This is a genomic window from Nocardia sp. NPDC004860, assembly GCF_040609015.1.
Lineage (GTDB): Bacteria > Actinomycetota > Actinomycetes > Mycobacteriales > Mycobacteriaceae > Nocardia.
The window spans coordinates 15,120-41,414 of record NZ_JBEXJI010000049.1 but is presented as its reverse complement, the minus strand read 5'-3'; the positions used below and the strand labels follow the sequence as shown (position 1 = coordinate 41,414).

Sequence of the window (26,295 nt, the reverse complement as noted above, 5' to 3'; positions counted from 1 at the left end):
GGACCGTCCCGGGGCGCATCGCCGACAGCGTTCCCCCGGACCCCGGGGGCTGGCCCGCCGCCTCGGAAGCGCGAGCGCAGGCGGTCACCCACTCCCCGCCAGCGTACGGCACGGTACCCCGGGGCCGCGCGGGCCCCCCCCCCCCCGCCACTGTCGAGTCAAGATCGGCGGGCTTCGATGACGTGTTAACCGGCAAGTGCTTGGGGCACAGCGTGTCCGGGGTCAAGCGGAGGGCGGAAGCGGGGTTTCTTCGCCGGCAAAGTCCGATGTCCGGACGGAGCCCTTGCGGAGGACCCCTCCTGAGCGGGTTAATTGGTGTTCGAGCATTCCGCCCCGCCGGGTGTCCAGCGGTCCGAGCGCAATCGAGTGCACTCGGCGAGGTCGTCCGGTACCACTACAGCGGAGGTTGCCATGACCAAGAAATCGAGTGCACTGACAACAGCCCTAGCGATTGCAACCGTCATCACCGCCAGTGCGGGCGTGGCCACAGCCGAACCGGCATCGGCTCCCGTAGCCGAGCAACGGTCCGAGGCCATGGCCGGCTATTCCGCTCTACCCTGCTTACCCTGGATCCTTCCGCCCGCCGTCAACGTCGGAGCGTTCTTGATCTGTCTTGTTTGATGTTCTACTCGGCACCGCGACTGACGAAGTCGAAGGATCCGCCGTCGATGCCCCAGGAGATGATCCGTTCGGGATGAATTCGGATGACCGCGCGTTCCTGGGGCTGGAACGGTGGCTCTTCGTCATCGAGCGCCTCGGCCGTGCCGCGTACCTCGATGCCGCGAATCACGTATGGCTCCAATGAAACCTGTTGGTCGATGACGAACGACACCCGGCTGCCCGCCTCGACATTGCGATACTTCCGACTCGCACGCATCCGCATTCCCCCGATGTCGATCGTGCCGTCGGCGTTCACCCGATAGCTGGTCGGGTTGTTCTGCACAACGCCGTCAGGCGACACCGTGGCCAGCCGACCGATCCCGGCCTCCGCGAGGAACTGCTGTTCATTGATGGTGAAGGTCATGTCATTTACTCCTCGGTGAATTCGAAATCAGGTGTGCCCGGCGATCAGCCGGAAGTTGTTGTGTGCGGGAAGCACAAGCTGTTGCCTGCCCGTCCCGCGCGTCCTGCGTCGGCGGTTCAGTGGGACTGAACATTCTCGGCTTCCCCTTCCTGATGTCTAGCAGAGCTAGAAACTGGAGCAACGGTAACACCGACTCCAGCAGCTTGTCTAGCGTCGCTAGATTTCAGATCGCTACCGCAGTATCGTGCTCGGACCACCAAGCTGCACATGCCCGTTCCGGCCGGGCGGACGCTGCCGCCCGGCAGGCCGATCACCGAACGCCAGCGGATCGCCGGCCTGCTGGTGGCGCTGGGGCTCATAGCGGTCCCGGCCCTCGTCGACCTCGGGTTGGGGGCAGTCTGACCGCGCCGCGGTCGGTGATCGACAGCATCTGGCAACCCCCGCCTTGACGCCGGTGGCCTGAACTGCCGCCCAGTGATGCTCCGGCCGCGCAGGACATCCTCTTCTGTCGAACGAAGGATGTGCATCAGCAGTATTCCGTTGCCCCACTCCTGTCATCAACTGATCGATAGAATGCCGCTGAGCTGGTCAATCAACGAGAGGAGCGCATGATGTCGACGAAGTGTTTCATCGAAGGCGGACCAGATGACATGCCCACGCGAATCGTCCCGATAACCCCGCCCGGTTTCGAGGTGAAGATCGAGCGTCGTGCCGGCTACGAACATTACAAAAGCACCCCAAGGTTCACCGATACCGCCGAGGGGCGGCTGCCTGTGTACGAGTGGTTCGAACGAACCGAGTTTGCGGAGTAGATATAACCGGCGCGACCGGTTGCTCACTCGAGGCGTGGGCAACCGTCCGGTCGTGCCGCATGCCGCACTGACCGAACCGGTCAGCGCGAGCGCTCCGAAGATCAACGGGCTGGGATCATCTCACCCGACCGGGCCCGCCAACTGTGCACGGAAATGCCGAGTTTCGTTCGACCGGTGCAATCCCGCACAATCCGCTGTAGAACAGCAATTTCGCGCCAATTCCTCAGCTGTAGTGCACGTTCAGAACGGTTGGGTTGGCCGTTCATGCCCGCATAGCAGCGCGCTCTTCTGCCGCCCCTTTAGCCAAGGCGTCGGTGTGGGTGCGGAGTTGGGCTGTTTGGTGGGTCCGGGATGTGGCTTGTCCGAAGTATCGGTGTGCGGGTTCGAGCCGGTCGCATTGTCTAAGTGGCCGAATGGCGTGCGATCAGATGACTTGCGGCACCGTTCACTGACACGTTGAGTGCGGTGCGTCCGCGGTCCCTGCACATCCTTACGAAAGCGCGGCCGTCGGCGCCGGTCGGCCAACGCACTGCACTGCAATGCCGACGGTCCTGCGGATCCCCCGAATTCGTGATCGCGATCATCTTCGCCGCCCGCGGCAAGGGCACCGCCGCGATCGCCACCCTCATCTCCAGCAAGGTCAACCAGTGGACGCTGCTGATCGGATCTCTCCCGATGGCCTACCTCGCCGGTGGCGGCGGTACGGCGCTCGCGCTGGACTCACGCCAGACCGAGGAGTTGCTGCTCACCGCGGCGCAAACCCTGATGGGGGTCGCGGTGATCCTTGCGCTGCGATTCCACCGGTGGGCAGCCTGGACGCTGCTGGCGCTGTTCGCAATCCAGTTCCCCGTCACCGGCACCCACGGCCGCTTGATTCTGACCGGCGTCTACGCGTCAATCGCGATCGCGGCTTTGACCATCAACCGAAAGCACCTGCCGGGCGTGCTCGCCGCACCGTTCCGCACCGGCGACACCGAGCCCGCCGAACCGCAAACCGCCATGGCAGGCCGCAGATGAGGACGCTCACAGCGGCACCATGACCGCGCCGACGCTATCGGGCCCGAGCGTGGGTACCGGTGAAGCGCCGGTACCCGCGCTCCCAGATCTTCGGAAGTGTCGTTGGCTCCCATCGTGATTCACGCGATTCGGCAGCGCAGGGACGCGAATCTTCTTCGACGTCAACGGTTTCACCCGGGGCGCGCCGCCACGACCGCACCGCTGATCACCAACGGCGTCGTCTGGCAGTTGGGTCGCCGAGACTGCCAGAGACACCGCCGCGGACTCGATCTTGAACTTGATCGTCTAGGTCGCGTGTCCTAGCCTCGTGTCTAGGACGCGCGACCTAGATGTGGAGTCCCGCTGATCAGAGGAGGCATGCAGTGCGCAGTTCACGATTGGGGAAACCGACACGCAAGGTACTTCGTTGAGCGGCAAGACGACTCGCGAGCAGATCATTGCCGCCGCGGACGAGCTGTTCTACCACCGGGGGTTCGAGCAGACCTCGTTCGCGTCCATCGCCGATGTCGTCCATCTGTCGCGAGGCAACTTCTATCACCACTTCAAAGCCAAAGACGACCTGCTCGACGCGGTCATCGCGGCCCGCCTCGCCGACACCCGGGCGATGCTCGAGCGCTGGGAATCGGAGGCTCCCGACCCGGCCGATCGCATCCGAAAATTCATCGACATTCTGCTGATCAACCGTGCCGATATCCAGAGCTACGGCTGCCCGGTCGGCACCTTGACCAGCGAGCTGGCCAAGCTCGACCACACCGCCCTCGGCGCGGCCGGCGGGCTGTTCACCCTGTTCCGGGATTGGCTGGGCGAGCAGTTCACCCGGCTCGGATATCGCGACGATGCCGACGACCTGGCCATGCACGTACTCGCCGCCAGCCAGGGTGTGGCCACCCTGGCCAACGCCTTCCACGATGAGCAGTTCATCCGCCGTGAGGTCCAGCGGCTCCACGACTGGCTCGACACCCACATCGACGACTGACGAAATAGAAGCGAGACAACCATGTTCGTAGTTCTGCTGAAGTTCTCCGCCAACAAGGCCGACGCGCCACAGCACATGACCGGCCACCAGCAGTGGATCCGACAGGGCTTCGATGACGAGGTGTTCCTGCTGGTCGGCAGCATCAAACCCGGTGTCGGAGGAGCGGTCCTGGCGCACAACACCTCGGCGGAGGATCTCCAGTGGCGGGTCGCGCAAGACCCGTTCGTCGCGGCTGATGTCGTGACGGCCGACATCGTCGAGATCGCGGCCGGGCAAGCCGATGATCGCCTGAAGTTCCTGCTCGACTGAGCGCCGATTCTCGCGCGCCTCGACCGCTGGTCTCCGAAAGACCAAGATGCCGTGGGCATCTGCCACGAGGCCGGCCGAACGCACTGAACTGCCGATGAGGTGATGGCTGGTGCTGTGGCTCCGACCCGTCGCCGTCGACCGAGAACTGTGTCAGCCGCATAAGCAACAGGCCCGCACCGGGGTGCCCGGTACGGGCCTATCACCTACCCCACTGCCATGGTCCGCGCACCGGGCTCACTAGAGCTTGCTTCAAGTAGAGGGCGTCGGGATGGCCGCGGCGATTATTGGCCGGAGGCTGGCCGAACGCGCCATTATGCCGAATACCGGATGTGTAGTCGGCGGTGTCGTGGTCTTGGGGTGGCAGACAACCGTGCTGACGGGAATCAGCCCCCGCGGTCGAGCAGTCCCCTGGAAGCGCGCCGCACTGTGTGGCGCCGGCTAGGGCCTCAGAACGATTTTGCCGTGGGTGTGTCTGCGTTCGAGTTCGGTGTAGGCCTGACGAACCTGCGTCAAGGGGTAGACGCTGGCGATCGGGACTTCGAGGTGTCCGTCGGCGATCAGGCCGGCCAGTTCGGCGAGGACCTCGGCGCCCGGCCTGCCGTTGGGCCCGGGTTCGGTTTTGACCCCATACTTTGCGGCTGCTGGGAAATCGATGATGGTGTCGATCCGCTCGATTGCGACGCCGAGAGCGAGGGCCAGTTCGACGTACCCGTCGCCGTAGGTGTCGATGAAGGCATGGATGCCGCCCGGTGCGGCGGCCTTGATCCGGTCCATGACGCCGTCACCGTATGCGACGGGGATCACGCTGTGGCTTTGCAGCCACTCGTGGTTGCGCTCGCTCGCCAGACCGATGACCGTGGCTCCGGCACGGCGCGCGAGCTGGATGGCGAATGAGCCGACTCCTCCGGCGGCTCCGGAGATGACGACGCTCTCGCCTTGCTCGAGCTGTACGGAATGCACTGCCCCCCACGCGGTCACGCCGGCAATGTATAGGGCGCCCGCCACTTCCCATGGGACGTTCTTCGGTTTGGGGGTGAGGTTGTCGACGTCGACGAGGACCAGCTCGGCCTGGGCGCTTCGCCGCTCGGAGAATCCGATCACCTCGTCACCGGGCGCGAATCGGCCGGCTCCGGCACCGATCTCGACGACGACTCCGGCGAGATCGCTGCCCTGCCCGGACGGAAAGATGGAGGGAAAGATGTCCGTCATCGCGCCGGTGCGTAATGCCGCCTCACCGGGGTTGATGCCTGCTGCTCTCACCTGCACGAGGACCTGCCCTTCCCCGGGCACGGGGCGGTCGACCTCCTCGATCCGCAGGACGTCGATTCCGCCGAATTCGTCGTACCTGACTGCCTTTGTCATTGTCTTGCTTCTCCTCTGGAGCGCTAGGCACGGCTGACTTCGAGAACGGGAATGGTTCGCACCGGCGTGCCCGTCACCAGGGCACTGTTCCGGCGTCGTCGAAGAATCCGCCGGTCGGTCCGTCGTCGGGCAGGGTCGCGAGGTGAATCGCAATCGCCGCCCCCTGCTGTGGTGTGCGGACGCCTTGGAAGTTGTTGAGATCGGTGGCGGTGAAACCGGGGCAGCCGGAATTGATCAGGATGTTGGTGCCGCTCAGTTCTTTGACGTATTGGATAGTGACGGCGTTGAGGAAGGTCTTCGAGGCCAAGTACGCAGTGGGAACCGGGCCCATGTCGATGCCGGGCGTGGTATGCAGGGCGAGCGAGCCGACACTGCTGGACATGTTGACGATCCGCGGTGAGGCCGAGGCGCGCAGCATAGGCAGCATCGCGTTGGTGACCCGGATGACCCCGATCACGTTGGTTTCCACGACAGCTCGCACGGTCGCGGGATCGACCGTGGTCGGTGTCTGCGGCGAACCTCCGGTGATCGCGGCATTGTTGACCAGAACATCGAGCCCTCCGGCATGGTCGGCGATCAACTCGGCCGCCGCGGCCACACTCGCGTCGTCGGTCACGTCGAGCGGCACGCCGAAAGCATCGGTTCCAGCCGCGCGCAGCTTCGCCACCGCACTCTCGCGGCGTTCTCGATCCCGCGCGCCCACCCCGATTCGCCAGCCGAGCGCGCCCAGGCCCGCCGCGATCTCGTATCCGATTCCTTTGTTCGCGCCGGTCACCAGCGCGATCGTCCGTTCACTCATGCCGTCGATCATGTTGCGGACTCGGGTGGAGCGTCCAAGACCGGTCGGGTGGGCGGCGATACCGCACGGGTATTGATCGTGGTGAGCGCCGGATACGATGACACGGTGGAGACGCGGGAGTTGCGATACTTCGTCGCCGTCGCCGAAGAGTTGCACTTCGGGCGGGCGGCACAACGGCTTTCGATGGCGCAACCACCGCTGTCGCGGGCGATCCAGCAGCTGGAACGTCGGCTCGGAGTCGTTCTGCTGCACCGCAGTTCTCGCGCGATCACGTTGACCAAGGCCGGGTCGGTGCTGCTGCGGGAAGCCCGCCTCGCCCTCGAAGCGGTCGAAGCCGCCGAGCGCCGCACCCGCCGCGCCGCTGCCGACCGGCCCTCCGTGGTGCTGGCCACCAAGGCAGGAGCGTCCAGCGAACTGTTGTCGAAGCTGCTGGACGCCTACGCCGCCGACCCCTGCGCTGTCGCGGTCGAGGTGGTGCTGTGCGGGCCCGGCGAACCGGAAAACCTGCTACGCAACGGGCGTGCCGACGTTGCTCTGCTCCTCCGGCCCTACGACACGACCGCCGGATTCGACACCGAGGACCTGCACACCGAACAGCAGGTCGTGGTCCTGCCCGCCGGGCACCCCTTCGCCAACCGGCCCCACATGTCGATGGCCGAGGTCAACGCCCTGACGGACCTGCCCCTGCCGCGCTGGCCTCGACCGGATGGAAGTTATCCGGACGGCCCCGGACCGCAGGTTCGCGACCACACCCAGTTGATCCAGCTGATCAGGCTCGGACGGGCCTGCGCGGTCATGCCCGAGTCGCTCCGAGCCCAACTACGCGACGATCACGCCATCGTGCCGGTGCCGGACGCACCGGCCGTCACGACCGTCATCGCCTGGCCACCACACAGCAGATCCAAAGCCATCGCCGACCTCGTCCGTACGGCGATGCGCCTCTAGCCGATAGCATCGCAAATGCCGCGGACCGCGCTGACCGAACCGGCCGGCGCCGAGACTGCTCGCGGCTCAAAGCGTCCGCATCTGCCGAATTCCAGTGCGGGAACACGTGCGTCGACGGTCCCGAGCTGTTCGCATGCGGGCGATTATTCCGCCGCCCCGGGACTTGGCCATGACCGCGATGCCGGGTCGGGGATCCGCCATGGCGGGTTCAGGCGATTGGCTCCGGCATGGAACAGGCAAAGACGGTGGCCGTCGGGATCGCGCAGCCATGCCTCTCGCCACAGCCACGACATGTCGGCGGGCAGGCTGTCGAAATCCACGCCCGCAGCGCGTAGCCGGGCGCATTGGTCGTCGAGGTCATCGGACTCGAAGTAGATGGACACCTGCGCGCCGCCGGGCACGGAGTCCACCAGCTCGACCGAAAACGTGCTGTCGCCCTCAGGACATTGGAACCGCAGGTAGTGGTTCTCTTTGACGATCAGCTGGAGTCCGAGCAGTTCATAGAACCGCTCGGACCGGCGCAGGTCGGTGGTACCGATCGTGATCTGATTCAGTCGCATCCGGCCACTGTGCAACCTCGACCGCGGTTCAGGTCAACCGTTCACGTGAGGTTGCGAGCGAGATCGATGTCTGTTGCCGCACAACCGATGACGCGGCCGCTTCGCCGATTCCGGTCGCTCGCCACCGCTGCGCCCAGCCCTGTTCAGCGGAAGAATTCGCGCAGTGCGCCGGCCACCGCGGGGACGTCGTCGGGGTGATGACGTTGTCCGGGCAAGGTGACGGTGCGGGCATCGGGCAGCGACCCCTGGAGCAGGTCAACGCTGGCCGTGCCGTAGGGATCGGTGATCTCGCCGGCGAGGAGAAGGGTGGGCAACTCGATGGCCGACCAGGATGCGATATCGGGGTCCATCGCCGTGAGGCATTCGAGATCGGCGACCAATCCGGGCGCGCGGAAGGCGAGAGCGTCCGCGAGCGGTTGCAGGGCCGCGCGGGGAGGGACGGGATCGGTGATGGCGGTGAAGAATTCGATGATCGCGTCCTCGGGTCGTCCGCTGTCCATGTGGAGCCGAATCTTCTCGAGCGTCGGCGTCAATGGCGGGCCGGCGAGCGCGACCGGAGGCTCGTACAGTGCGAGACGCCGCACCATCGACGCATCCCGCCGCATCGCCTCCAAGGTGACCAGACCGCCCGCCGAGTGCCCGAACGCGAAAGCCGGTTCACCCACCGCGGCCAGGACCGCCGCCAGATCGGCGGCTTGCGCGGCGAACTCCGCTGGGCGCGGGCCATTTCCGCTCGATCCGTATTCACGTCGTTCGATCACGACGACCCGATAATCCGGAGCCAGCAGCCCGGCCAGCTCCAGATACGTGTCCAAGGTGACCAACGCACCGGGAACGATCACCAGCGCCGGCCCCGCCCCTTGTGTCTGAAAGGCAATGCGCGTCCCGTCGGCCGACACGACGCTCTCGATGCAAACCGCCATGTTTCGATCCTGACATACATCTGCGGGTCCGCAGCGAGACGAAGCAGTCACGCAGCCCGTCAGCACAAACCCAACATTGTTCGCCCACAGCGCCTTCCGACAACGGGCAAGACTCGCGTGTCACTCGCGAACCAGATACACGGCCGCGCAGAACGTCCTCTTCTACCGCATACCGCGCTGACCGAACCGGCCAGTGCGTGGCATCTGAAGATCAACGAGCAGAGCGCCGTACGGCCGCCGGCAGTGCGCGCTCATGCCGAGTTCGGCGTGTCCCACCCCGTCTGGGTGTGTCAGGGTTTGCTGGTCCGGGCATGGGTCGTCAGGCCGGGCAGGACGAGGGTGAGCCATCGAGCGCGGGCGTTATGTGGTTGGCCGGTCGGGGCGGCGGAGAACAGTAGGTAGATGTCGCCGACCGTCACGTCGGGATGGATGTCGCCCGCTGCCTGGCCTGCTTCGATGAGAGTTGCCAGCGCGGTGGTGGCGCGGTCTTCCTCAGCCTTGGCGGCGGGGTCCGCGCCCAGGGCTTGTGCGGCGGCTTTGGCGGCTTGGTTGGTGGCGGTCAACTCGACGACTCCGGCCAGGAATCCGGTGATCTCATCCAGTGCGCGCGCTCCGGATTCCACACGCGCACAAGCGGCCTCGGCATCATCGGCAACGTGGGTGACGTACTCGATGACCACGGCGGCAACCAGATCGGTCTTCGTCGGGAAGTGCCGGTACAAAGTGCCGACGGCGACCCCTGCCGCCGCGGCGATCTGGTCCATGCCCGCTTCGGGGCCGTGAGCGGTGATCTGTTCGCGGGCGGCGGACAAGATCTTGGTGCGGTTGCGGACCGCGTCGGCGCGCGGGGTTCGGGGCTGGGGCATGAAATGTCTCTCACGGTGGTCGATCGGTACTTGCCAATAACGTGAACTGAGGTTCATCATAGAACATGAACCGCAGTTCATCTTACCGTTGGGAGGCAGCATGACCACCAAGACCGCTCTCGTCACCGGAGCCTCTTCCGGCATCGGCGAGGCCACCGCCCGCAAACTGGCCGACCTCGGCTACACCGTCTACGGCGCGGCACGGCGCATCGACCGCCTGCAGAAACTCGCCGACCACGCCGTCCGCCCGCTGGCCATGGACGTCACCGACGACGCGTCGATGACCGCGGGTATCGCACGGATCATCGGCGAGACCGGGCGTATCGATGTGTTGGTCAACAACGCCGGGTACGGCTCCTACGGCGCGATCGAGGACGTGCCTCTCGATGAGGCCCGCTATCAGTTCGAGGTCAACGTCTTCGGCGCGGCGCGGTTGGCGCAGCTGGTGTTGCCACACATGCGCGAACAGCGTTCCGGCACGATCGTGAACATCACCTCCATGGGAGGCAAGATCTACACCCCGCTCGGCGGCTGGTACCACGGCACCAAGTTCGCCCTCGAAGGACTCAGCGACTGCCTGCGCCTGGAAGCGCAGCCATTCGGGGTGAACGTCGTGGTGATCGAGCCCGGCGGCATCGCCACCGAATGGGGCGGCATCGCCGCCAATAACCTGCGCAAGGTCTCCGGCGACACCGCCTACGCTTCCCAAGCCCAGGCCGTAGCCACCTTGTTGAGTTCGGAAGCCAACGCCAGACGCAACTCTCCGCCCCAGGTGATCGCCGACGCGATCGGCAAGGCCGTCACCGCCCGCCGCCCCAAGACCCGCTACACCGTCGGCTTCGGCGCCCGCCCGCTGATCTTCGTGAAATGGCTTCTGCCCGACCGCGCTTTCGACGCGATCATCAAACGCGTCACCGGAATTCGCGACTGACAGTTCCACGACCGACAGCAAACACACTCTCGCGCCGATCCATGGGATCCCGGCCACCGCCGCGAACTGATGGTGCAGATCTGGTATCCAGCCGACGACGCCGATACCTCGCCCCTGGCACCGTGGATGGCGCCGGGCGCCCGCGAAGAACAGCGCTTCGGCCTGACCCAGGCCGGTGTCGCTTCGGACAGTTGGGCGCTCGCGCCGAGTCATGGCCGCAGCGACGAGCAGGCCCGAATCGGCGGGCGGTTCCCGATCCTGCTGAACTCGCCAGGATCGGACGACACCGCCGGGCTGAACACCTTTCAAGCCGAGGATCTTGCGAGCCACGGCTACGTCGTGGTCGCCGTCAACCACACTCATGAGGCATTCGCGGTCCAATTCCCCGATGGGCACACCGAACACAGTGCGGTGCCCACGGATTCGCCGCTGAGCGTCCTGTCCGACCAGTTGCTTCCGACCCGAGTCGCCGATACGCGTTTCGTTCTCGATCAGCTCGCCGCCGCGGCCGGACATTCCACCGATGCGGCTGCTGCGCTACCGCAACACCTCGCCGATGATCTGGACCTGACGAAGGTCGGCATGTTCGGCCATTCTCTCGGAGGGTCGACCACCGCTCAAACCATGCACGACGACACGCGCGTCGCCGCCGGCGTCAATCTGGACGGCCCCGTACTCGGCTCCGTTGCCACCGACGGCCTCGACCGGCCGCTGCTGATGCTCGCCAGCGACACCTCGCCGTGGTACGGGCACGCGGGGTGGGAACCGAATCGGGCAACCAACACCGGACTGAAGCTGCCCCTGCGCATCGCAGGCACCCGCCACATGTCCTTCACCGACGAACAGGTGATCGCGGCAGAACTGGCCGCAGCGGGCCTTCTCCCCGAAGACGCGAAGAACGCCGCAATCGGCTCGATCGAGCCAAGCCGCTCGATCGACCTCCAACGCTCATCCCTGCTGGCCTACTTCGACGCCGTTTTCGGCCGCACCGATAGCAGCCTCGCGAAAACCCTCGAGCAACTCGCACAGCCCGAAATGCTTCCACATCTGTGACCCCTGCTCTTTGCTGACGAATATCCTGTCATGCCGAATTGAGCGCGATCGGCTGCTCTACGGCCTGGACAGACTCAGATGGTTGTGCCGTCCGGTTCGCCAACTGCAGGCGGCTGCCGTCGCGGCCAGGGTCAGGAGCGCTCCGCCGATAATCAGGACGATCGGCTCGTCGTAATCCGGTGTCGCCACGGCGGTCACATTGAGCATGGCGTGAAACAGAATCGCAGCCAGGACGCCGTGGCCGGTCACGTTGTGCAGCCAGACAATCAGCACTCGCCCGGCTACGGTTCCAGCGAACCACCCAGCGATCCACCAGAACTCGTGCCCGACCTGGGCAAGCGGCACCAGATGCCATACCGCCCAATAGATTCCGAGGGCGATGCCTGTCCACGCCGGCCCCCAGCGCTGTTGCAGAGGATCGGTCGCATAGCCAGTCCACCCCAGCTCCTCACAGGTTGCCGCGAACCACGTTGCGATCACCACGAAAGGCAACGCCGCCAAGGCAATCGGAACACCCCCGTCGGCCTCATCGAACCCGCGGGCGATCCCGTGGGCCGCTACTGCGGCGACCACCGGCAACCCTGCCGCTGCCAGGTACCACGCCTTGTGGGGAGCGGCCGAATAGTCGAACGCACGCCGCAGCAACGCCCACACCGCCGTCCTACCCTCGTCGCGGTACACGAGGAGCACCGCCGCGAGCACCGGCACCACGAACATCACCGCGCTTGCAGGCAACCCCAGCGCGCCCACCCGCACACTGTCGACGACCGCTCCCAAGCCGATGAACGGCAACGACATCGCGGTGACCAACGCGGAACAGCAGCGGACGCCGCCCGGAATCGAGCTCATAACCCATCGCACCAGCTTGCCGTACAACTAAATCGCTGCCGGCGCAGGACACTAGGGCGTCGCCGCTACATCCGCTGCTGCCGCATACCGAGCTGACCGAACCGGCTAGGGCGGGGCATCGGAAGATCAACTGGCCGTATCGATCCGAGGCAGGCGGAACGTCCGCTACTGCCGAGTTCAGGACGGATCGATGCGTCCTCGCGTGGAGATGTCTTCAAATCATCCTTCGGGCCCGATCGCGACGTGTGTGAGCAAACCCAACCGGCGATGCACTACCTTCGGGTCCTCGGCAATCGCCATCCGGCGACGGCGCGCATTTAACCGATGTGCCCATCGAAGCTCGAGCAGTTGGGGTTGAGGCACAAAAGCCTCTCCAACCATTGAGCGCTTTGCGACGCGCTGCCCGTCAGGCTGCTGCCCGACCCCACCGTGTCGGTCGCCGCCGGGGTTCCCGACACGTCGATCAGCGGCAACGGCGCGGCGGCAGCCGGTCCGATCCCGGCGGACAATGCACCAGCCACAGCGGCCACAGCGATGAGAGTACGCATGGCAGAACACCTTTCGTGAGCTCGCGGCCGGGCGGGGCACCCACCGCACGAACAATATAAATGCACACGTTTCACAAATTGACCGGATGGATCCCGCCACCCTGCCCCCAATTACATGGCCCCGAAAGCAACTGTCCCCCGGCCCATTCGCTCGGCAGCGCAGCGGTGTTTCCCGCCCAGGGCGGCGGCCTGAGCACACCGTTCATCTTGGTGGGCGACTCGGACATCGCGGCCGCCGATCCCGGCGGTCGGAACCTGGTGCGGTTCAGACCGTCCGCTATTGCGGAATAGCGTGCGTGCTATCGACGGAACAAGAAGTTCGCGATGCAGGTGTTCCTGCGGGCAGCCGATTGGGAGCACCGACCAGGCACATCCCGAACGATCTCGGCTACGCATCGGCTGTGACGCCGTCGTGCAGCCCCCACTTATCGAGGCCCGAGTAGATCGGCGCAACACGTGCCCTGGGGAAATCGAGGCCCTCGGCCTCCCCGTTGTACAGCGCCACCAGCGAGTCCGAACCTCTCCACCACGTGTCCGCGAGGCCCATCACCTCGCGCACCGGTTCGTAGTTGTCCAAGTCGATACCGTCGAGCTCATCGCCGATGAGCCTGGTGATCTGGCGCGCCCCGCGTCGATGCGTGGTCAGCCAGAGCGAGTGATTCCACCCAGCCCTCGATGGTCGAATGCAAAGGTGCCCACCCCGCCCTGTCGGCTTGGATTCCGATTCACCGGACGGGCCGATCATGAAACTGAGGGGCACCGCGGTCCGTTGTGTGCCGGCTTCGAACCACCATCCCGCCGTGTCTGATTCGGGGGAATCCGGATAGAAATAGCGTGGGCCGCCGTCGTACTGCGGCGCGGGTGGCAAATGCAGGCCGGCCCACTTCTTCTGGTTGGCCGTCATGCGGTCGATCAATCCTGCGGGAATGCCTCGCTCGAGCCACCATTGCCGGTGGTCTTCCACAGGTTGGACCTCGACTTTGACGCCGTGTCTGCTGACATACGATCGGGCTCGTGAGGTCAGGCCATCAGGTATACCCTCGACGGGACGGAGGAGCACCAGGGCGAGCTTATCCGGTGGAGCAAACCAGTACGCTCGTGCGGTAGACGCTGGTGCGCCCGGCCTACCGTGCATTTAGCACGCGCAGATACGCGAAATCACTTCCCTCAGACTGGTTAGCGTGCGGGCTTGTCAGTGCGGCAGTCGGAGCTTCGGATGGTCATCCGCTGACCATCGCCACCTTTGCTGAACCCGTCTTCGGGCAGGAGCGGGACCTCGATCGGCGGGCGGGTTCTCACACGGCTCGCCTGGTGGTCGCGTCACCTCCGCGCCGCCGACCCTTATCTGGCTTGATGTAGGGCCGAACACCCTTGTACACCACCGTGTTCGGCACATCGTCGTCGTTGTCCGGGTCGCCGGAGTCCGAAGGAGCCGGCGGTTCCGCAATCTCCTCGATCGAACCGCATGGCCTCCGTGATGAACCATGCGGCTTTCCGACTATCACTAGTGCCGCGTCCAGAATGGTTGATGCCGTAACTGTTTCGGTGCTGCTCCGGTGAGCCCCAGTCGAAGTCAATCCAGAACCGCACCAAGGACATTCGAGAATGTCCTTCCTCAGCGACCTGACATGCCAACTTCTGGCAAGATCAACACTATGCGCTTCACCGTGCCCACCATCGCGTTGATGGTGGCGGCAGTCCTGCTGACTGGATGTTCACTCTTTCCGAAAGGGCCCGATCAGGCCGAGCGTGACAGGTGGTCGGAGGTGATCGAGACGGCCATCGAGGCCCTTCCAGGGGTAGCCGACGCATCACATAAATTCCAGTACAGCCCGTACGGCGACAACTCGTACTACATCTCCCGGCTCGACGTGCAGCTCGAGGATGGCGCCACACCAGCCGAGGCCGCGTCTGTGGTGCGTGCTATGGGCGCCCAGCAGCTTCCGCCGCACTATCGAGGCGACTCGAAACTGCTGCAGATCAACCGGATGACGGACTCCTATTTCGGGAGCTGGCGGAACGTGGACCTGGAAGCGAACGCGGCATACACCTGGGCCCGACTATCAGCAGCCAAGACCGGCGCGGAGATTCACTGGTCCGGCGTCAAAGCCACCGGCGACGCGGACGGCCTGACCGGATTCATCAGTGTCCGAGCGGGGTCCGAGGCGGAACCCCACCGCGCCACGGCGGCGATGCGCCGAATCATCCAAGACTTTCCCGAACTGGCATCCAACAACTGGACGGTGTCCCCCGTTCATTCGGACAGCCTGCATGGGAACTACTCCTCGAGCCTGGCACCCAGCTTGACCCACGCGGACCGCCGCCCCCGTTTTCCGTCCAGTAGCGAACTCGAATTGTGGGAGTGGTTCCTGACCGATCAACCCACCCCGGCCATCGTCGAGGTGTCGGTATACGACCCGCCCGACACAGCGGGCCGTACACTGGGCGTCACGGTATTCCCTCCCGCTGGAAAGAAATTCAGCGCTGTGCAGGCGACACAACTCGCCGATCGGCATCTTCGCCACTTGGCCCAGCCCGATGCCGTGATCGACTACACGATCTTTACGCGCAACGGCCCCGTTTTGGCCGTCCTTGTCGGCGGCTGCCCGGCATCCGGGCGCGAGGTTTCACCGGAGTCGGAGCCTTTCGCGCGTCAGTATGAACGCTGTTAGTGCCGCGTAAAGCAACCTTCGATAGGTAGTCCGGGTGGCGGATCTTGGTGCCGACGGCGAAATCGCGGACAGGGCGGGCGTGTTGGTCCGCTACTGCCGAGGACAGGACCTTCTCTCTGTTTCTGGGCCTTACTGCTCCCGCACGTACCAACCTTTTCGGTCGAGACCTGCGAGCGCTTCATCGAGCATGGCCCTGCCCGGTGATCCGTTTTCCCACCACAACGACCAGTTGACAAGGATCATGAGCCGCAGGGATGCGTAGTGGGAATTCCCTTCCGAGAGACCGGATCCGTCGTTCCTGTACACATGTAGCCTGATCGGCGTCCGATGCAGGTCGTGGTCTCCGATCCAGATACCGTTCGGCCGCCGATTCAGCGGCACTCGCACATCAACTTGCTTGTTGTCGATGTCATCGACGACTAGATAGTCGCCTGCCTCGGCCGCCACGGTGTCCGGCACTCGCGCCATGGCGGTGTAGACATACATCTCGTCCCATGACGGCCATTGGTCCACGCCCAGCTCGCAAGGCGCGGCGAACATGTGGTGTGTCCTGATCCGTCCGCACATGCCGCATACCGCGTTGACTGAACCGGCCGGCGCGGGGCATCGGAAGATCAACGGGCCCTGCCGATCCGACGCCGGCGGAACATCCGCTACTGCCGAGTTGCGCGCGGTTCGAGCCGGCCGAGGGCGTCACGGTGTTGTGAGTGGTGATGTGGGACAGCGAGGGTGACCAGTTCGGCCTCGACTCAGTGGTGTCGGAGTCAGGCTTCGGCGTCCCAGCCGGCCAGGATCTGCCGTGCCCTCAGGGCCAGGGTCTGGTCGTCCGCTGGCCCATATGCGGCGGCGCTGCGGTTCGCCGCCGCCGCGTACATCGCGGCGGCGTCTGCAGAACGATCCAGCAACTCGTAGCAGGAGGCGAGCTTGTCGCGGACTTTGATGTCGAATTCTTCAACTCCGAATTCAGCGATGAACACTGCGATGTTCCGCTCGATGCCCTCGAGTTCTTCGATCTTGATGCCTTCGAGTTCTTCGATCGGCAACGACTCCGTCAGCCGCCTGTGTGGCGGGCCGCTGAGGGCCTCGGTGTGGAGAGAGCAATACCGCTGCAGACACCCGGCCGGTATGGCCAGTTGGTGTGCTTCTTCCGACATCGGGGTCCGCCGGACAAAATGATAGAGCTCGGCGGCAGCGGACTCGCAGGTCGCTGTGGCGGCGTCCAGACCCCCGGCGGCGAGCTGTGCGAGCCCCAGGGCGAGGCGGGTGATCGGAATGTCCAAGGGTGCGGATTCGTGGGGGCGTGGTTCGGTGAGCACCTGCTCGCAGATTCCGATGGCGGTGTCGGGTTGCCCGGCCCGCGACAGGCATACGGCCAGACATACTTTGCTGCGCAGCGCATCCAGGCCGTCCGGGTCCAGACTCGGTGCGGCATCCGCGACGCCCGCGTGCGCCAGTGCAAGCCCCTCGTCGATGCGCCCGGATGCTGTGTAGACCCAGGCGGTATCGCGCCGCGCGGCGAGGGAACGAGGGTCCGTCTGCCCGAATTGCGTTGTGGCGTAGGAATGTTCCTCCTCGACCATCGATATCGCCAATGCCGCCAGTTCGGAGCGGGTGTGATTGGCCACAAAGGCGGACACCAGGGTCGGGTACATGGGCCGTAGTGCAGGGTGGCGGGGATGCAGGACTTGGGAATACTGGGATAAGGCTGCCGAACACAGCCGCAGGGATAGCGACAGCCGGGTGGCGGAGTCCAGGTCGTCGAGCGCGGCGTCGGGTGCGGAGCGCTCGGTGTCGACGCCGACGATGCGCTCGTAGAGTGCGGCCGCAGCCGCTCTTGGTTCCGCTATCTCGACCTCGATCTCGGATTCGATCTCGGCCGCCTGCGCATACAGCGCGATCCGGTCTGCGAGGGTGAGTGCTTCGCGCTGGCTGCGCTCCCGATCCGGGAGCGGTTGGCTGTTGTCGTGCGGTGGCGTAACCATCATCCCCCTATGCCGACCGGAGCTACGACTCGATGCCCCGACCAGATTACCGGCATTACAACCGCCACGAGCTGCGCCCAAAGCACAGCCCTGCGAGACCATTTCGAGCAGTTGCAGTCCGTACAACTGGCCGTATTCATCCGACGCCGGCGGAACGTCCGCAACTGCCGGTTGCCGTGCGATCACCGGTTCTGGCCAGTCCGTTGGGTGCGATGGTCGCAAACCACTTGGTTCAGTAACGGCAGAAGGCTGTTCAGGGCAATTGAGATATGAAGTGGCCCTTAATGGTTTGCGCCAGCTCTCTCGCGCTGGGATGCTCGGCCGAACAGCCATGGAGAGGGAGAGCGAAATGGCCGCATCCAGCACGCGGGCTGAGTCCGGGCCCGAGGTCCGCACGGCGGCCGGTGCGCTGCGCGGTGGCTGGGAGGCGGGGCTCGCGGTCTTCCGAGGCATCCCGTTCGCCGAGCCGCCAGTCGGCGATCTGCGTTTCGCTGCGCCGCAGCCGGTGCGCGGCTGGGATGGGGTGCGGCCCGCCGTCGCCTTCGGCCCGCCGCCTCCGCAGTCCGCCGCACTCGCGGTTTCTCAGGACACCACCGGAGACGACTGGCTGACGGTCAATGTCTGGACGCCGGAACCGGATTCGGCCTCCGAGCTACCGGTGATGGTGTGGATTCCAGGCGGTGGCTATGCCATGGGCCACTCCGGCCTGCCGGAATACGACGCCGGGCACCTCGCCGCGAGCGGGACTGTGGTCGTGACCCTCAACTACCGTCTTGGCGTCGAGGGGTTCGCCCAGATCGAGGGCGCCCCAGCCAACCGCGGACTGCTCGACCAGGTCGCGGCCCTGGAGTGGGTGCGAGACAACATCCGGGCGTTCGGCGGCGCCCCTGACCGAGTGACGGTGTTCGGACAGTCGGCGGGTGCCGGATCGGTCGCCGCGGTGCTCGCGATGCCGCGCGCCGCCGGGCTCCTCCGTCGGGCGGTCGCACAGAGTGTGCCGGGGACGTTCTTCTCTCCCGAGCTGGCCGCCGACCTCACCACGGCCTTCGCCGCCGAGCTGGGGGTGGCGCCCACGGTGGCCGGGCTGTCGGCGGTGGCACCGGACCTGCTACCCGCCGCTGGCGACGCGGTCTTCGCCAAGATGGAACGGTGGCGGGAGCGCTGGGGAAAGATCACCCACCGGCCGATTCCGTATGCGCCGGTCGTCGACGGTGACGTGCTGCCCACGACCCCCTGGCAGGCGCTGGCTGAGGGCGCGGCCCGGGACGTCGAGCTTCTCGTCGGGCACACGCGGGACGAGCAGAGATTGTTCAGCCTGATCGATGGTGTGCTCGGCCAGGTCACGCACGAGCAGACCGAGACCGCGCTGCACGTTCTAGGCGCCGGGCCGGACGGCGCACGCCGGTATCGGGAGGCGTTCCCGGCCGCGGCCGACGAGGAGCTCTACGAGCTGGTCAACGCCGACTGGTTGTTCCGCATGCCGAGCGTCCGGCTCGCCGACGCGCAGATCGCCGGCGGCGGCCGGGCCTACCTCTACGAGCTGATCTGGACTGCCCCGGGGATGGGCGGCGCTCTCGGCGCGTGCCACGGGCTGGACGTGCCGCTCGTTTTCGGCAACCTGAGCAGTGGGCAGACCGCCATGCTGATCGGCGACCCGCCCTCGCCCGAGGCGGTAGAGCTGTCGGCGCGAATCCGCGGGTCGTGGACGTCATTCGCCGCCCACGGCAACCCGGGTTGGCCCGCGTACGACGCCAATCACCGCCTCGCGCAGATCTTCGACACGCCGTCGACGGTCACCGCCTACCCGGAGGGAGTCTCGCGTCTGCTGTGGGAAGACTTCACCTTCCCGGCGCTGCCGCTGCTCGCGCAGTGAGGTCTCGGCAACGGTGCCCAGCATCAGATCTGCGGCGCACCGAACCCGAACCCGGGCAACAGCCACTGACCAACCCATGCGCCACGGCGCATTGTGAACGCACTACTTTGCCGCATGCCGCGCTGACTGAACCGGCCGGCGCGGGGCGTCGGAAGATCAACTGGCCGTGCCGATCCGAGGCCGGCGGAACGTCCGCCACTGCTGTTGACCGCAGTGGCACATGCGTCGAGAGCGACAACGGCTGAGCGGCTTCGTCTTCGACAACGCCACCGGCAACCTCATCGAGGTCGTCTCCTGACCTCCCGGGGGGAACCCCGTACATTGTTGATTTCTCAGGCGGCGGACGGGTTTTCGAGGACGATTGCGACTCCTTGACCGGATCCGATGCAGACTCCGATCGCGCCGTAGCGCGCATTGCGTTCCCGCAGCTCGGTGGCCAAGGTCAGGACGTAGCGGGCGCCGGTGGCGCCGAACGGATGACCGATTGCCACCGCGCCGCCGTTCGGTGTCAGTTTCTCGTCGGGGATGATGAAACCGTCCAGCTGGTTGGGCAGTTCACGCAGCACGCCCAGGGCTTGGGCGCTGAATGCCTCGTGTACTTCCCACACGTCGATCTGCTCGGGTGCCAGGCCCGCACGTTGGATCGCCAGCGGCAGCGCCCACGCCGGAGCCAGACCCATGTAGCGCGGATCGATCCCGTACACCGCGGACGACACCACCCGCGCCAGCGGTTCGACGCCGAGTTCGCCTGCACGTTCACCCGACGCCAGCACCAGTGCGCTGGCTCCGTCGGTCAGGGGAGTCGAGTTACCTGCGGTCATCTGCGTCGTCCCCGGCTGCGGGGGCAGTGCCGCGAGCCGTTCGGCGGTGGTGTCGTCGCGGATGAATTCGTCGTGCTCGAACAGGCGGGCGGGGGTCTTCCTCGTCGCGGCGATCTCGATCGGCATAATCTCCCTGGCCAGCCGCCCGGAATCCCTGGCCGCCTTGGCATTTCGCTGCGTCCGGAGCGCGAACGCGTCGATTTCCTCTCTGGTCAGCCCGTAGCGGTCGGCGACGTTCTGTGCTGTCTCGATCATTCCGATGTAAGCATTGCGCTCCAGCAGCGCCGGATTGGCGGGACCGCCCGCACCCGCCCACATGGTGTCGAGCAGGATGACCGGGCCACGGGGGCCGAACGGGGTGTCGCCCTTCATGTACGCCCATCCCGACCGCGACATCGACTCGACGCCGCAGGCGATTCCGACGCCCAGATCCCCCGCTTTGATCGCGTGCGCGATATTGATGGTCGCACTCAGGGACGACCCGCAGAACCGGTTGATCGTCGCCCCGGCCACCGTGTCGGGGAATCCCGCCGCCAGCGCCGCCCACCGCGCGACATCACCCATACCTTCGTGGGCCGGATTGACGCAGCCCGCGACAATGTCCTCGATCTGATCGAGACCCACGCCGACGCGTTCGCACGCACCCTTCATGGTCATCCCCAGCAGGTCGTCGGCCCGAATGTGCGACAGCGAACCACCGTACCGGGCGAAGGGGGTCCGAACACCACCGAGCACAAACGCTTCCGCCATCACGATCTCCTTCGACAGTGTCCTCAGGGTCTCAACGAGCGAGCCGTCGTTGCCGCTTCCGATCTTGCCTCGATTCCGAGGAAATCCGCCACACCAGCGCAGACCGACGGCGCCGAGACCGCTGTCCTTCGAGATTGGGCTGCTCGGATCCGCCGCGTAACGGACGATCGACCGTGCGGTTGTTCTGCCAATGCCAAGGGGCGCCCGCCGCGTCGGGTTCGTGTGTAAGGGCCCGTGATCGGTCTGCGTTGAATCTGTTCACTCCCGTGGGGTGAGCAGGACCAGCGGAATTTCGCGAGTGATGCGCTGCTGATAGGCGGCGTAGCCGTCATATCTCGCGATCACTTTCGGCCATAGCTCGGCCCGTTCCTCCACAGTCGCCGTCCGGGCGGTCATGCGTCGACGGGGGCCGCTGCGGAACGACACGTCGACCTCGGGCCGGTCTCGCAGATTCAGATACCACGCCGGGTGGACCGGACCGCCACCGCGGGACGCCACTACGACGATCGTGTCGCCATCGATCAGCGGGGCGGTAAGCATCACCGTGTGCGATCGTCCCGACTTCCGTCCGACCGTGGTCAGTTCCAGCGACGGCATGCCGCTGAAGGAGTTGCCCAGCTTCCCGCCGCTCGCGCGGAGCAGGCCGCGGTGCGCGATGTTCATTGCCTTCAAGGCTAGGTTTGGTGGCAAGGGGTCTCCTGTGTCGAGGTTCGGCCGGTCGGAGAACTCGGCCAGTAAGAATCGAGTACTTGCAGGCGGACGCCGAGCACAAGGCAACCAGGATGGCCGAGTCGCAGTATTGGATAAACGCGACAGCCTGGACTCGGACGCTTCAGCCAGGGACCTCTCATCGTATTGTCCTGTCCGGCAGTGCCTTCTGCGGGTCGGCAGTCGCCTCGGCCGGTGATGACGACGGTGTCCCCATCCTTGTAACCCAGCGGCTGCACGACGATGGCCTCATTGCATACGTACATGGGGATCTGGGCGCGACTGCCGTCGGCGGTCTCGCATGCGGTGAGAAGTGTTGCGACAGTGATTCCCCCGAAAGTGGTCAATGTCTGCGTCATGCTCATGCTTCGAGGTCCTTCGTGTGGCGTGCGGCTGGAGCCGTATCGACTTTGATCAACACCGTTATCCCTCGTCCGCTCGATGCGGGCGGCGTGACGATCCAAGACGAGTGACAATGTCTACCCGGTGAAGCGCGCCGCCCCCGGAAGAGTGACGCTCCCGAACCCCTCTATGACCATGGCCGATTGCCCTGTCCGGGCGTCCTCGGCGAACTCCTGCCAAGTGGTCGGCACAGCGGAGTCGATGACGGGTTCGTCCAGATTGACGTCGTACGCGTCTTCGTCCGCTACCGGGTTCAGCTGTTCATCAGCCAATTCGACCACTCCTTTTCGCTCATCAGGCGCCGGAACTGATGAGAGAACACGCTTTCGATCCGTTTCAGCGTTGACAGCGGACCTCAGGCACCGGGCATCAGAAGATCAACGGGCACAGCGAGATCCAGTCGGCGCGAGACGGCCGGCGCGATCAGCGCGCCAGGTCCGGGTGCGCCCGACCGGTGACCACGGGCATGTCGACGAAGGTCAGCAGGCCGGGTTCGGCAGCGCAGACGTAGGGGATCGAGTTCACGCAGTGCGCCGCGGTCACGACGATGCCGGGGTTTCGCTGCAGGCCGGCCGCCACGCTGGTCGGGTGCCATCCGTGGATCGTCACGAAGCAGTCGGGATCGCCCTTCACCTCGATCTCGAACCGGACGCCGCCGTCGCCGTATTTCCAAGGCGGGTCGAGGTTCTCATCGCCCATCAGCCAGTTGACCGCGACCCTGACGACCTTGGTGTCGCCGATGAATGCCTCCCAGGCGAAGCGCTGGGCGGCGACCTGGCCGGGCTGGATCACGCCGATCGGCGAGTCGATCGGCGCGGTCGCGACCGCCATCTCGCGGCTGCTGCGGATCTCGGCGTCGGCGAAGCCGAGCGCGTCCAGGCACATCCGCACCGACTGGTCGAACCCGTTGTCCAGCAACGCCAGCATCGGACCGTTCATCGCCTGCTCGGGCGACTGACCGAAACCCATGAGGTGGCGTACGACGTCGGGGGCGTTGTAGGTGCGGATGTCGGAGTACTCCTCACCGCGGACGAACGTGATTGCGCTGGACAGGCCCGTGAAGAACAGCGGCTGCTGCTCGGTGGCACCGCCCGGGTCGATCCCGGTCCCGTGCAGCGTCACGCCGCCTTCGCGGGCCGGGGCCGTCATCCTCTCCTTCTCCTCCGCGGTCGGCCAGAACCAGCCCAGCGGCGTGACGACGTTCTTGCCCGAACGCAGAATCGCCGCCACCTCTTCAGGATTCGGCATCAGCGGCGAGTAGAGGACGCAGTCGGCGTCCATCGCGAGGATCTCGTCGATGCTGTTGGTGGCGGTGACACCGATCGGGCCGATCCCGGCGAGCTCACCGGCGTCCCGGCCGACCTTGGCCTCCGAATGCACCCAGCACCCGACGAGCTCGAGGTCCGGGTGCAGCTGGATCTGGCCGATCGCGGCCTGGCCAAGCCCACCGGTGGCCCACTGGATCACTCGCAGCGTCATGCATGGAATAGAACAGGTTCCATTCCTCGAGCGTCAAGGCCGTGCGGTCACCACCTCGGCCGCCACCTCGAGGAATTTCAGGTCGGTGACGGCCGGGACCAGGATGAACTCGTCGCACCCGGCCCGTTCCGCGCCGTCGAGAATGTCGGCGAGCACCTCGGGACTCGACGCCCGCGTCGAGGCGGCGATCATCTCGGCCAGCCTGGGTCCGAGGAAGCCGAGGTAGCGAGCGGTGAAGGCGTGCAACGCCTCCGAGGCATCGGCGACGCCCAGGGCGGTGAAGCAGCCACTGACCTTGCGCGGGGTCGTCGCACGACCGGCCTCGGCCCAGCACCGGTCGGCGAACTCGCCCGCCTTGGCGATCTCCTCCGCATCGCCTCGAATACTGAAGCCGGAGATGCCATCCGCCCACCGCGCCGCCCGACGCATCGCCTTCGGACCCATCGCGCCGGCGAGAATGATCGGCCCGCCCGGCTGCACGCACGCCGGCCCGACCGGGTCCGCACCCTCGAACGGCGGCTCACCGGCGAGCAGTGACTTCAACTCGGCCACCTTGTCGTCGAGCTGCTGGTGCCGTCCCTTGAAATCAGCGCCGAGAGCGCGGTAGTCGTGCTCGCGACCGCCGACGCCCACGGCCACCTCGAGACGTCCGTTCGCGAGCTGGTCGAGAGTCCCGATCTGCTGTGCGACCATCGCCACCGGGTGCTGTGGCAGCACCCAGAGGTTCGCCAGAACCCGCACCCGCTCCGTCACCGCCGCGCAAGCACCCAGCGTCGCAACCATCTCCGGGTTCGAAAACGTCACCCGCTCGCCCACCGAGACACTCGAAAACGGACCCGCGTCGATTCGCCGAGCCCAGTCGACCGTCGTACCCGGTCCGTACCCGGGAGCCATCTGCGGAAGCGCAACACCGATCTTCATACGGCGACCCTCTCAGAACCACCCGACCCCGGTCAGGCGATTTCGATTTCGAGAAGCGATGGCGGTCAACAGATTCAGCGCAGCTCGACATCAGCAGTGCGCGCTCATGCCGATGAGCGTGCAGTTCCGGCGGAGCACGGGTGGGCGAATATGGACTGCCGCTTCGGTGAACGGGCTTGGACAGTGATACCGGCCGAAGGGTTCCGCCGTGGCGGCCAGCCGGGAGGGTCAGTTGATGATGCCCTGCATAGGAACATAGATGTCGGTGGCCTCGACGAAACCGGTGCCGGTCAGCTCCGCGAGAGCCAGCGCTTCGTCCATCTTGCGCAACGCCGTGCGCACATACGGGTGGTTGTCCCATCGGTGACCGACCGTGGTGAGCTGCTCGGCGTTACCGGACAACCAGTTCCGCAGAGTAGCGACCTGCGTCGGCGGGGCGTAGCCGCCGACGGAATAGTTGGTGGTGATCGTCCAGTTCGTTTCCCAGTCCAGCGAAGGGAATTCGCTGACGAGAGATCCGAGCAACGCGGTGTTGTGGGTCATCGGCACAGAACTGTCGATGGTGGCCTGCTCGGCAAGCTTTGTCGGCCACATCGTGCCGCGTTCGATCCACCCAGGCAGCAGCGCCGTAAGGAACTCGACGAGCACGAAGATGGTGTTGCGGGCCAGTAGGCCCGCTGGGGAGGCTTTTTCGCCATCGGGTCTGACGATAGTGTCGCGGCCCGTGCGAAGCGCGGCCGCGGCGGCGCGCAGCAGATCGAGTTTCCAACGGAATCCGCCCGCGAGGCGCTCGTCATTGGGAAGGGTGCCGCTCATGTCGGGTTCGACTCGTGACAGCAGGGCCGGGTCGAGCAGCGCGAGCTGGCTGCGCGCGAGGTCGTCGACGTCGTCGACGCTGGAACAAGTGTAGCGGACAACGGTTTCGGCGACCACGGACGGATCGGGCGAGGTCACGTAGAACGGCCGTCCGTAATGAGCGTGGACGAGATAGGGGTTGGTGGTGGCGTAGTGGATGCCTATGCCCCACGCGTTGGCCCGGAACCGGACCTTCGCCTGACGGACAGCGTCAGCGACCAAATCGTCGATGTCCCCGTCGCGACCGTGGCCGGCGAGGAACGGGATGACCCGTTCCTGCGCCAGTCGGATATCGAGCGGATGAAAGCTGATGTCGTAAACCATATTTGGCCGCCCCCATCGTCATCGTTTGTCGCAGCCACTGTAGTAGGACCGGCTGACAGGGCCCGCTTCGCGACGCCACCGCTGTTCGTCAGCGGCAGTTCGTGGCGCTGCTGTGCGCGGCCCGCGCTTCGAACAACCCACGGGACTTCGCGTTGGTCGCCATGCCGGGCTGCTCAGGTTGCGGATCAGCGAGGCACTGCAGATCATCGGCCAACCAGGTGTCGATGATGGCCCGCGGCAACAGGTAGCCGGTCCTGAACCGAACGCACTATTTTGCCGCATACCGCGCTGACCGAACCGGCCAGCGCGGGCATCGGAAGATCAACGGGCCGCGGGCATCCCGGGCGGCTGACCAACCGCCGACAGTGCACGCTATTGGCGCCCTCTCATGCCGCTGCCCGCGCTGACTGAACCGGCCAGCCGCGTATTCACCAAGTCCGGTCGGTCACGAAGGCCCGGACGGTCGCGCCGGCGTCGTCGGGCATCCGGTCGGACTTGGCCCGGTTACAGGCGCGATGGGCCGCGCCTGCTTGT

General features: G+C 65.7%; 26 protein-coding genes and 1 pseudogene. 10 read left to right on the top strand and 17 right to left on the bottom strand.

Annotation, left to right across the window (positions count from 1 at the left end):
- Window positions 1-625: 625 nt before the first annotated feature.
- A complete protein-coding gene (locus tag ABZV44_RS44160) occupies window positions 626-1,024 on the bottom strand; it encodes a PPOX class F420-dependent oxidoreductase (protein ID WP_354850948.1) in 399 nt (132 codons plus the stop codon).
- Between the two features lie 267 nt (window positions 1,025-1,291).
- Between ABZV44_RS44160 and ABZV44_RS44155 the strand changes: the two genes are divergently transcribed.
- From ABZV44_RS44155 to ABZV44_RS44135, 5 genes and pseudogenes are all read left to right on the top strand, one after another.
- Window positions 1,292-1,426 carry a hypothetical protein gene (locus ABZV44_RS44155; protein ID WP_354850945.1) on the top strand — a complete coding sequence of 45 codons (135 nt, stop codon included), beginning with the start codon at window positions 1,292-1,294 and terminating at the stop codon, window positions 1,424-1,426.
- Between the two features lie 206 nt (window positions 1,427-1,632).
- Entirely contained in the window at window positions 1,633-1,836 is a 204-nt protein-coding gene (locus ABZV44_RS44150; protein WP_354850943.1) for a DUF5988 family protein, read from the top strand.
- A gap of 561 nt (window positions 1,837-2,397) precedes the next feature.
- Window positions 2,398-2,853, top strand: a pseudogene (locus ABZV44_RS44145) (sodium:proton exchanger); the annotation flags it as partial.
- A 406-nt stretch (window positions 2,854-3,259) separates the two neighbouring features.
- The gene (locus ABZV44_RS44140; RefSeq protein ID WP_354850941.1) at window positions 3,260-3,829 is read left to right on the top strand and encodes a helix-turn-helix domain-containing protein; all 570 of its coding nucleotides are present in this window, start codon (window positions 3,260-3,262) and stop codon (window positions 3,827-3,829) included.
- Window positions 3,830-3,850: 21 nt separating this feature from the next.
- Window positions 3,851-4,138 (top strand): hypothetical protein, encoded by a 288-nt coding sequence (locus tag ABZV44_RS44135; RefSeq protein WP_354850938.1) that lies wholly within the window; start codon window positions 3,851-3,853, stop codon window positions 4,136-4,138.
- A 438-nt stretch (window positions 4,139-4,576) separates the two neighbouring features.
- On the opposite strand, the gene ABZV44_RS44130 is transcribed toward ABZV44_RS44135, so the two are convergent.
- Both ABZV44_RS44130 and ABZV44_RS44125 read right to left on the bottom strand, forming a co-directional pair.
- Window positions 4,577-5,500 (bottom strand): NADP-dependent oxidoreductase, encoded by a 924-nt coding sequence (locus ABZV44_RS44130; RefSeq protein WP_354850936.1) that lies wholly within the window; start codon window positions 5,498-5,500, stop codon window positions 4,577-4,579.
- Window positions 5,501-5,573: 73 nt separating this feature from the next.
- Window positions 5,574-6,299 (bottom strand): SDR family oxidoreductase, encoded by a 726-nt coding sequence (locus ABZV44_RS44125; protein WP_354850934.1) that lies wholly within the window; start codon window positions 6,297-6,299, stop codon window positions 5,574-5,576.
- 48 nt (window positions 6,300-6,347) lie between these two features.
- On the opposite strand from ABZV44_RS44125, the gene ABZV44_RS44120 reads away from it, so the two are divergent.
- Window positions 6,348-7,244 (top strand): LysR family transcriptional regulator, encoded by an 897-nt coding sequence (locus ABZV44_RS44120; RefSeq protein WP_354850931.1) that lies wholly within the window; start codon window positions 6,348-6,350, stop codon window positions 7,242-7,244.
- A 143-nt stretch (window positions 7,245-7,387) separates the two neighbouring features.
- Here ABZV44_RS44120 and ABZV44_RS44115 read toward each other — a convergent pair whose 3' ends face one another.
- From ABZV44_RS44115 to ABZV44_RS44105, 3 genes are all read right to left on the bottom strand, one after another.
- The gene (locus ABZV44_RS44115; RefSeq protein ID WP_354850928.1) at window positions 7,388-7,804 is read right to left on the bottom strand and encodes a VOC family protein; all 417 of its coding nucleotides are present in this window, start codon (window positions 7,802-7,804) and stop codon (window positions 7,388-7,390) included.
- A 143-nt stretch (window positions 7,805-7,947) separates the two neighbouring features.
- Window positions 7,948-8,793, bottom strand: a complete 846-nt coding sequence (locus ABZV44_RS44110; protein ID WP_354850925.1) for an alpha/beta fold hydrolase — start codon at window positions 8,791-8,793, stop codon at window positions 7,948-7,950.
- Between the two features lie 224 nt (window positions 8,794-9,017).
- A complete protein-coding gene (locus tag ABZV44_RS44105; protein WP_354850922.1) occupies window positions 9,018-9,593 on the bottom strand; it encodes a helix-turn-helix domain-containing protein in 576 nt (191 codons plus the stop codon).
- 100 nt (window positions 9,594-9,693) lie between these two features.
- Here ABZV44_RS44105 and ABZV44_RS44100 point away from each other — a divergent pair, with 100 nt between their 5' ends.
- A complete protein-coding gene (locus ABZV44_RS44100) occupies window positions 9,694-10,524 on the top strand; it encodes an oxidoreductase (protein ID WP_354850919.1) in 831 nt (276 codons plus the stop codon).
- Between the two features lie 69 nt (window positions 10,525-10,593).
- Window positions 10,594-11,577, top strand: a complete 984-nt coding sequence (locus tag ABZV44_RS44095) for a hypothetical protein (RefSeq protein WP_354850916.1) — start codon at window positions 10,594-10,596, stop codon at window positions 11,575-11,577.
- Between the two features lie 57 nt (window positions 11,578-11,634).
- On the opposite strand, the gene ABZV44_RS44090 is transcribed toward ABZV44_RS44095, so the two are convergent.
- From ABZV44_RS44090 to ABZV44_RS44080, 3 genes are all read right to left on the bottom strand, one after another.
- Window positions 11,635-12,426, bottom strand: coding sequence for a CPBP family intramembrane glutamic endopeptidase (locus tag ABZV44_RS44090; RefSeq protein WP_354850914.1), 792 nt, complete (start codon window positions 12,424-12,426; stop codon window positions 11,635-11,637).
- Between the two features lie 317 nt (window positions 12,427-12,743).
- The gene (locus ABZV44_RS44085; protein ID WP_354850911.1) at window positions 12,744-12,974 is read right to left on the bottom strand and encodes a hypothetical protein; all 231 of its coding nucleotides are present in this window, start codon (window positions 12,972-12,974) and stop codon (window positions 12,744-12,746) included.
- A 388-nt stretch (window positions 12,975-13,362) separates the two neighbouring features.
- Window positions 13,363-13,938 (bottom strand): hypothetical protein, encoded by a 576-nt coding sequence (locus ABZV44_RS44080; RefSeq protein WP_354850908.1) that lies wholly within the window; start codon window positions 13,936-13,938, stop codon window positions 13,363-13,365.
- Between the two features lie 691 nt (window positions 13,939-14,629).
- On the opposite strand from ABZV44_RS44080, the gene ABZV44_RS44075 reads away from it, so the two are divergent.
- A complete protein-coding gene (locus tag ABZV44_RS44075; RefSeq protein WP_354850905.1) occupies window positions 14,630-15,646 on the top strand; it encodes a hypothetical protein in 1,017 nt (338 codons plus the stop codon).
- 129 nt (window positions 15,647-15,775) lie between these two features.
- Here ABZV44_RS44075 and ABZV44_RS44070 read toward each other — a convergent pair whose 3' ends face one another.
- Together ABZV44_RS44070 and ABZV44_RS44065 are read right to left on the bottom strand one after the other, a co-directional pair.
- Window positions 15,776-16,186: a hypothetical protein gene (locus tag ABZV44_RS44070; RefSeq protein WP_354850902.1), complete on the bottom strand. Its 411-nt coding sequence runs from the start codon at window positions 16,184-16,186 to the stop codon at window positions 15,776-15,778.
- 224 nt (window positions 16,187-16,410) lie between these two features.
- Window positions 16,411-17,994 (bottom strand): hypothetical protein, encoded by a 1,584-nt coding sequence (locus ABZV44_RS44065; RefSeq protein ID WP_354850899.1) that lies wholly within the window; start codon window positions 17,992-17,994, stop codon window positions 16,411-16,413.
- Between ABZV44_RS44065 and ABZV44_RS44060 the strand changes: the two genes are divergently transcribed.
- Complete coding sequence (locus ABZV44_RS44060) at window positions 17,978-19,501, top strand: carboxylesterase family protein (protein ID WP_354850897.1); 1,524 nt, start codon at window positions 17,978-17,980, stop codon at window positions 19,499-19,501. The two genes, ABZV44_RS44065 and ABZV44_RS44060, sit on opposite strands and share 17 nt — an antisense overlap.
- Before the next feature lie 332 nt (window positions 19,502-19,833).
- Here the strand turns inward: ABZV44_RS44060 and ABZV44_RS44055 are convergent, their stop codons facing one another.
- The 6 genes from ABZV44_RS44055 to ABZV44_RS44030 all read right to left on the bottom strand — a co-directional run bounded on the left by ABZV44_RS44055 (window position 19,834) and on the right by ABZV44_RS44030 (window position 25,761).
- The gene (locus ABZV44_RS44055) at window positions 19,834-21,072 is read right to left on the bottom strand and encodes a thiolase family protein (RefSeq protein WP_354850894.1); all 1,239 of its coding nucleotides are present in this window, start codon (window positions 21,070-21,072) and stop codon (window positions 19,834-19,836) included.
- 258 nt (window positions 21,073-21,330) lie between these two features.
- Complete coding sequence (locus tag ABZV44_RS44050) at window positions 21,331-21,762, bottom strand: nitroreductase/quinone reductase family protein (RefSeq protein WP_354850891.1); 432 nt, start codon at window positions 21,760-21,762, stop codon at window positions 21,331-21,333.
- A 497-nt stretch (window positions 21,763-22,259) separates the two neighbouring features.
- Window positions 22,260-22,454 (bottom strand): hypothetical protein, encoded by a 195-nt coding sequence (locus tag ABZV44_RS44045; protein ID WP_354850888.1) that lies wholly within the window; start codon window positions 22,452-22,454, stop codon window positions 22,260-22,262.
- 151 nt (window positions 22,455-22,605) lie between these two features.
- Window positions 22,606-23,661: a dihydrodipicolinate reductase gene (locus ABZV44_RS44040; protein WP_354850885.1), complete on the bottom strand. Its 1,056-nt coding sequence runs from the start codon at window positions 23,659-23,661 to the stop codon at window positions 22,606-22,608.
- A 33-nt stretch (window positions 23,662-23,694) separates the two neighbouring features.
- On the bottom strand, window positions 23,695-24,582 hold the full coding sequence (locus ABZV44_RS44035; protein ID WP_354850882.1) for an LLM class flavin-dependent oxidoreductase: 888 nt from the start codon (window positions 24,580-24,582) through the stop codon (window positions 23,695-23,697).
- Between the two features lie 228 nt (window positions 24,583-24,810).
- Window positions 24,811-25,761 carry a hypothetical protein gene (locus tag ABZV44_RS44030; protein WP_354850879.1) on the bottom strand — a complete coding sequence of 317 codons (951 nt, stop codon included), beginning with the start codon at window positions 25,759-25,761 and terminating at the stop codon, window positions 24,811-24,813.
- Window positions 25,762-26,295 lie beyond the last annotated feature (534 nt).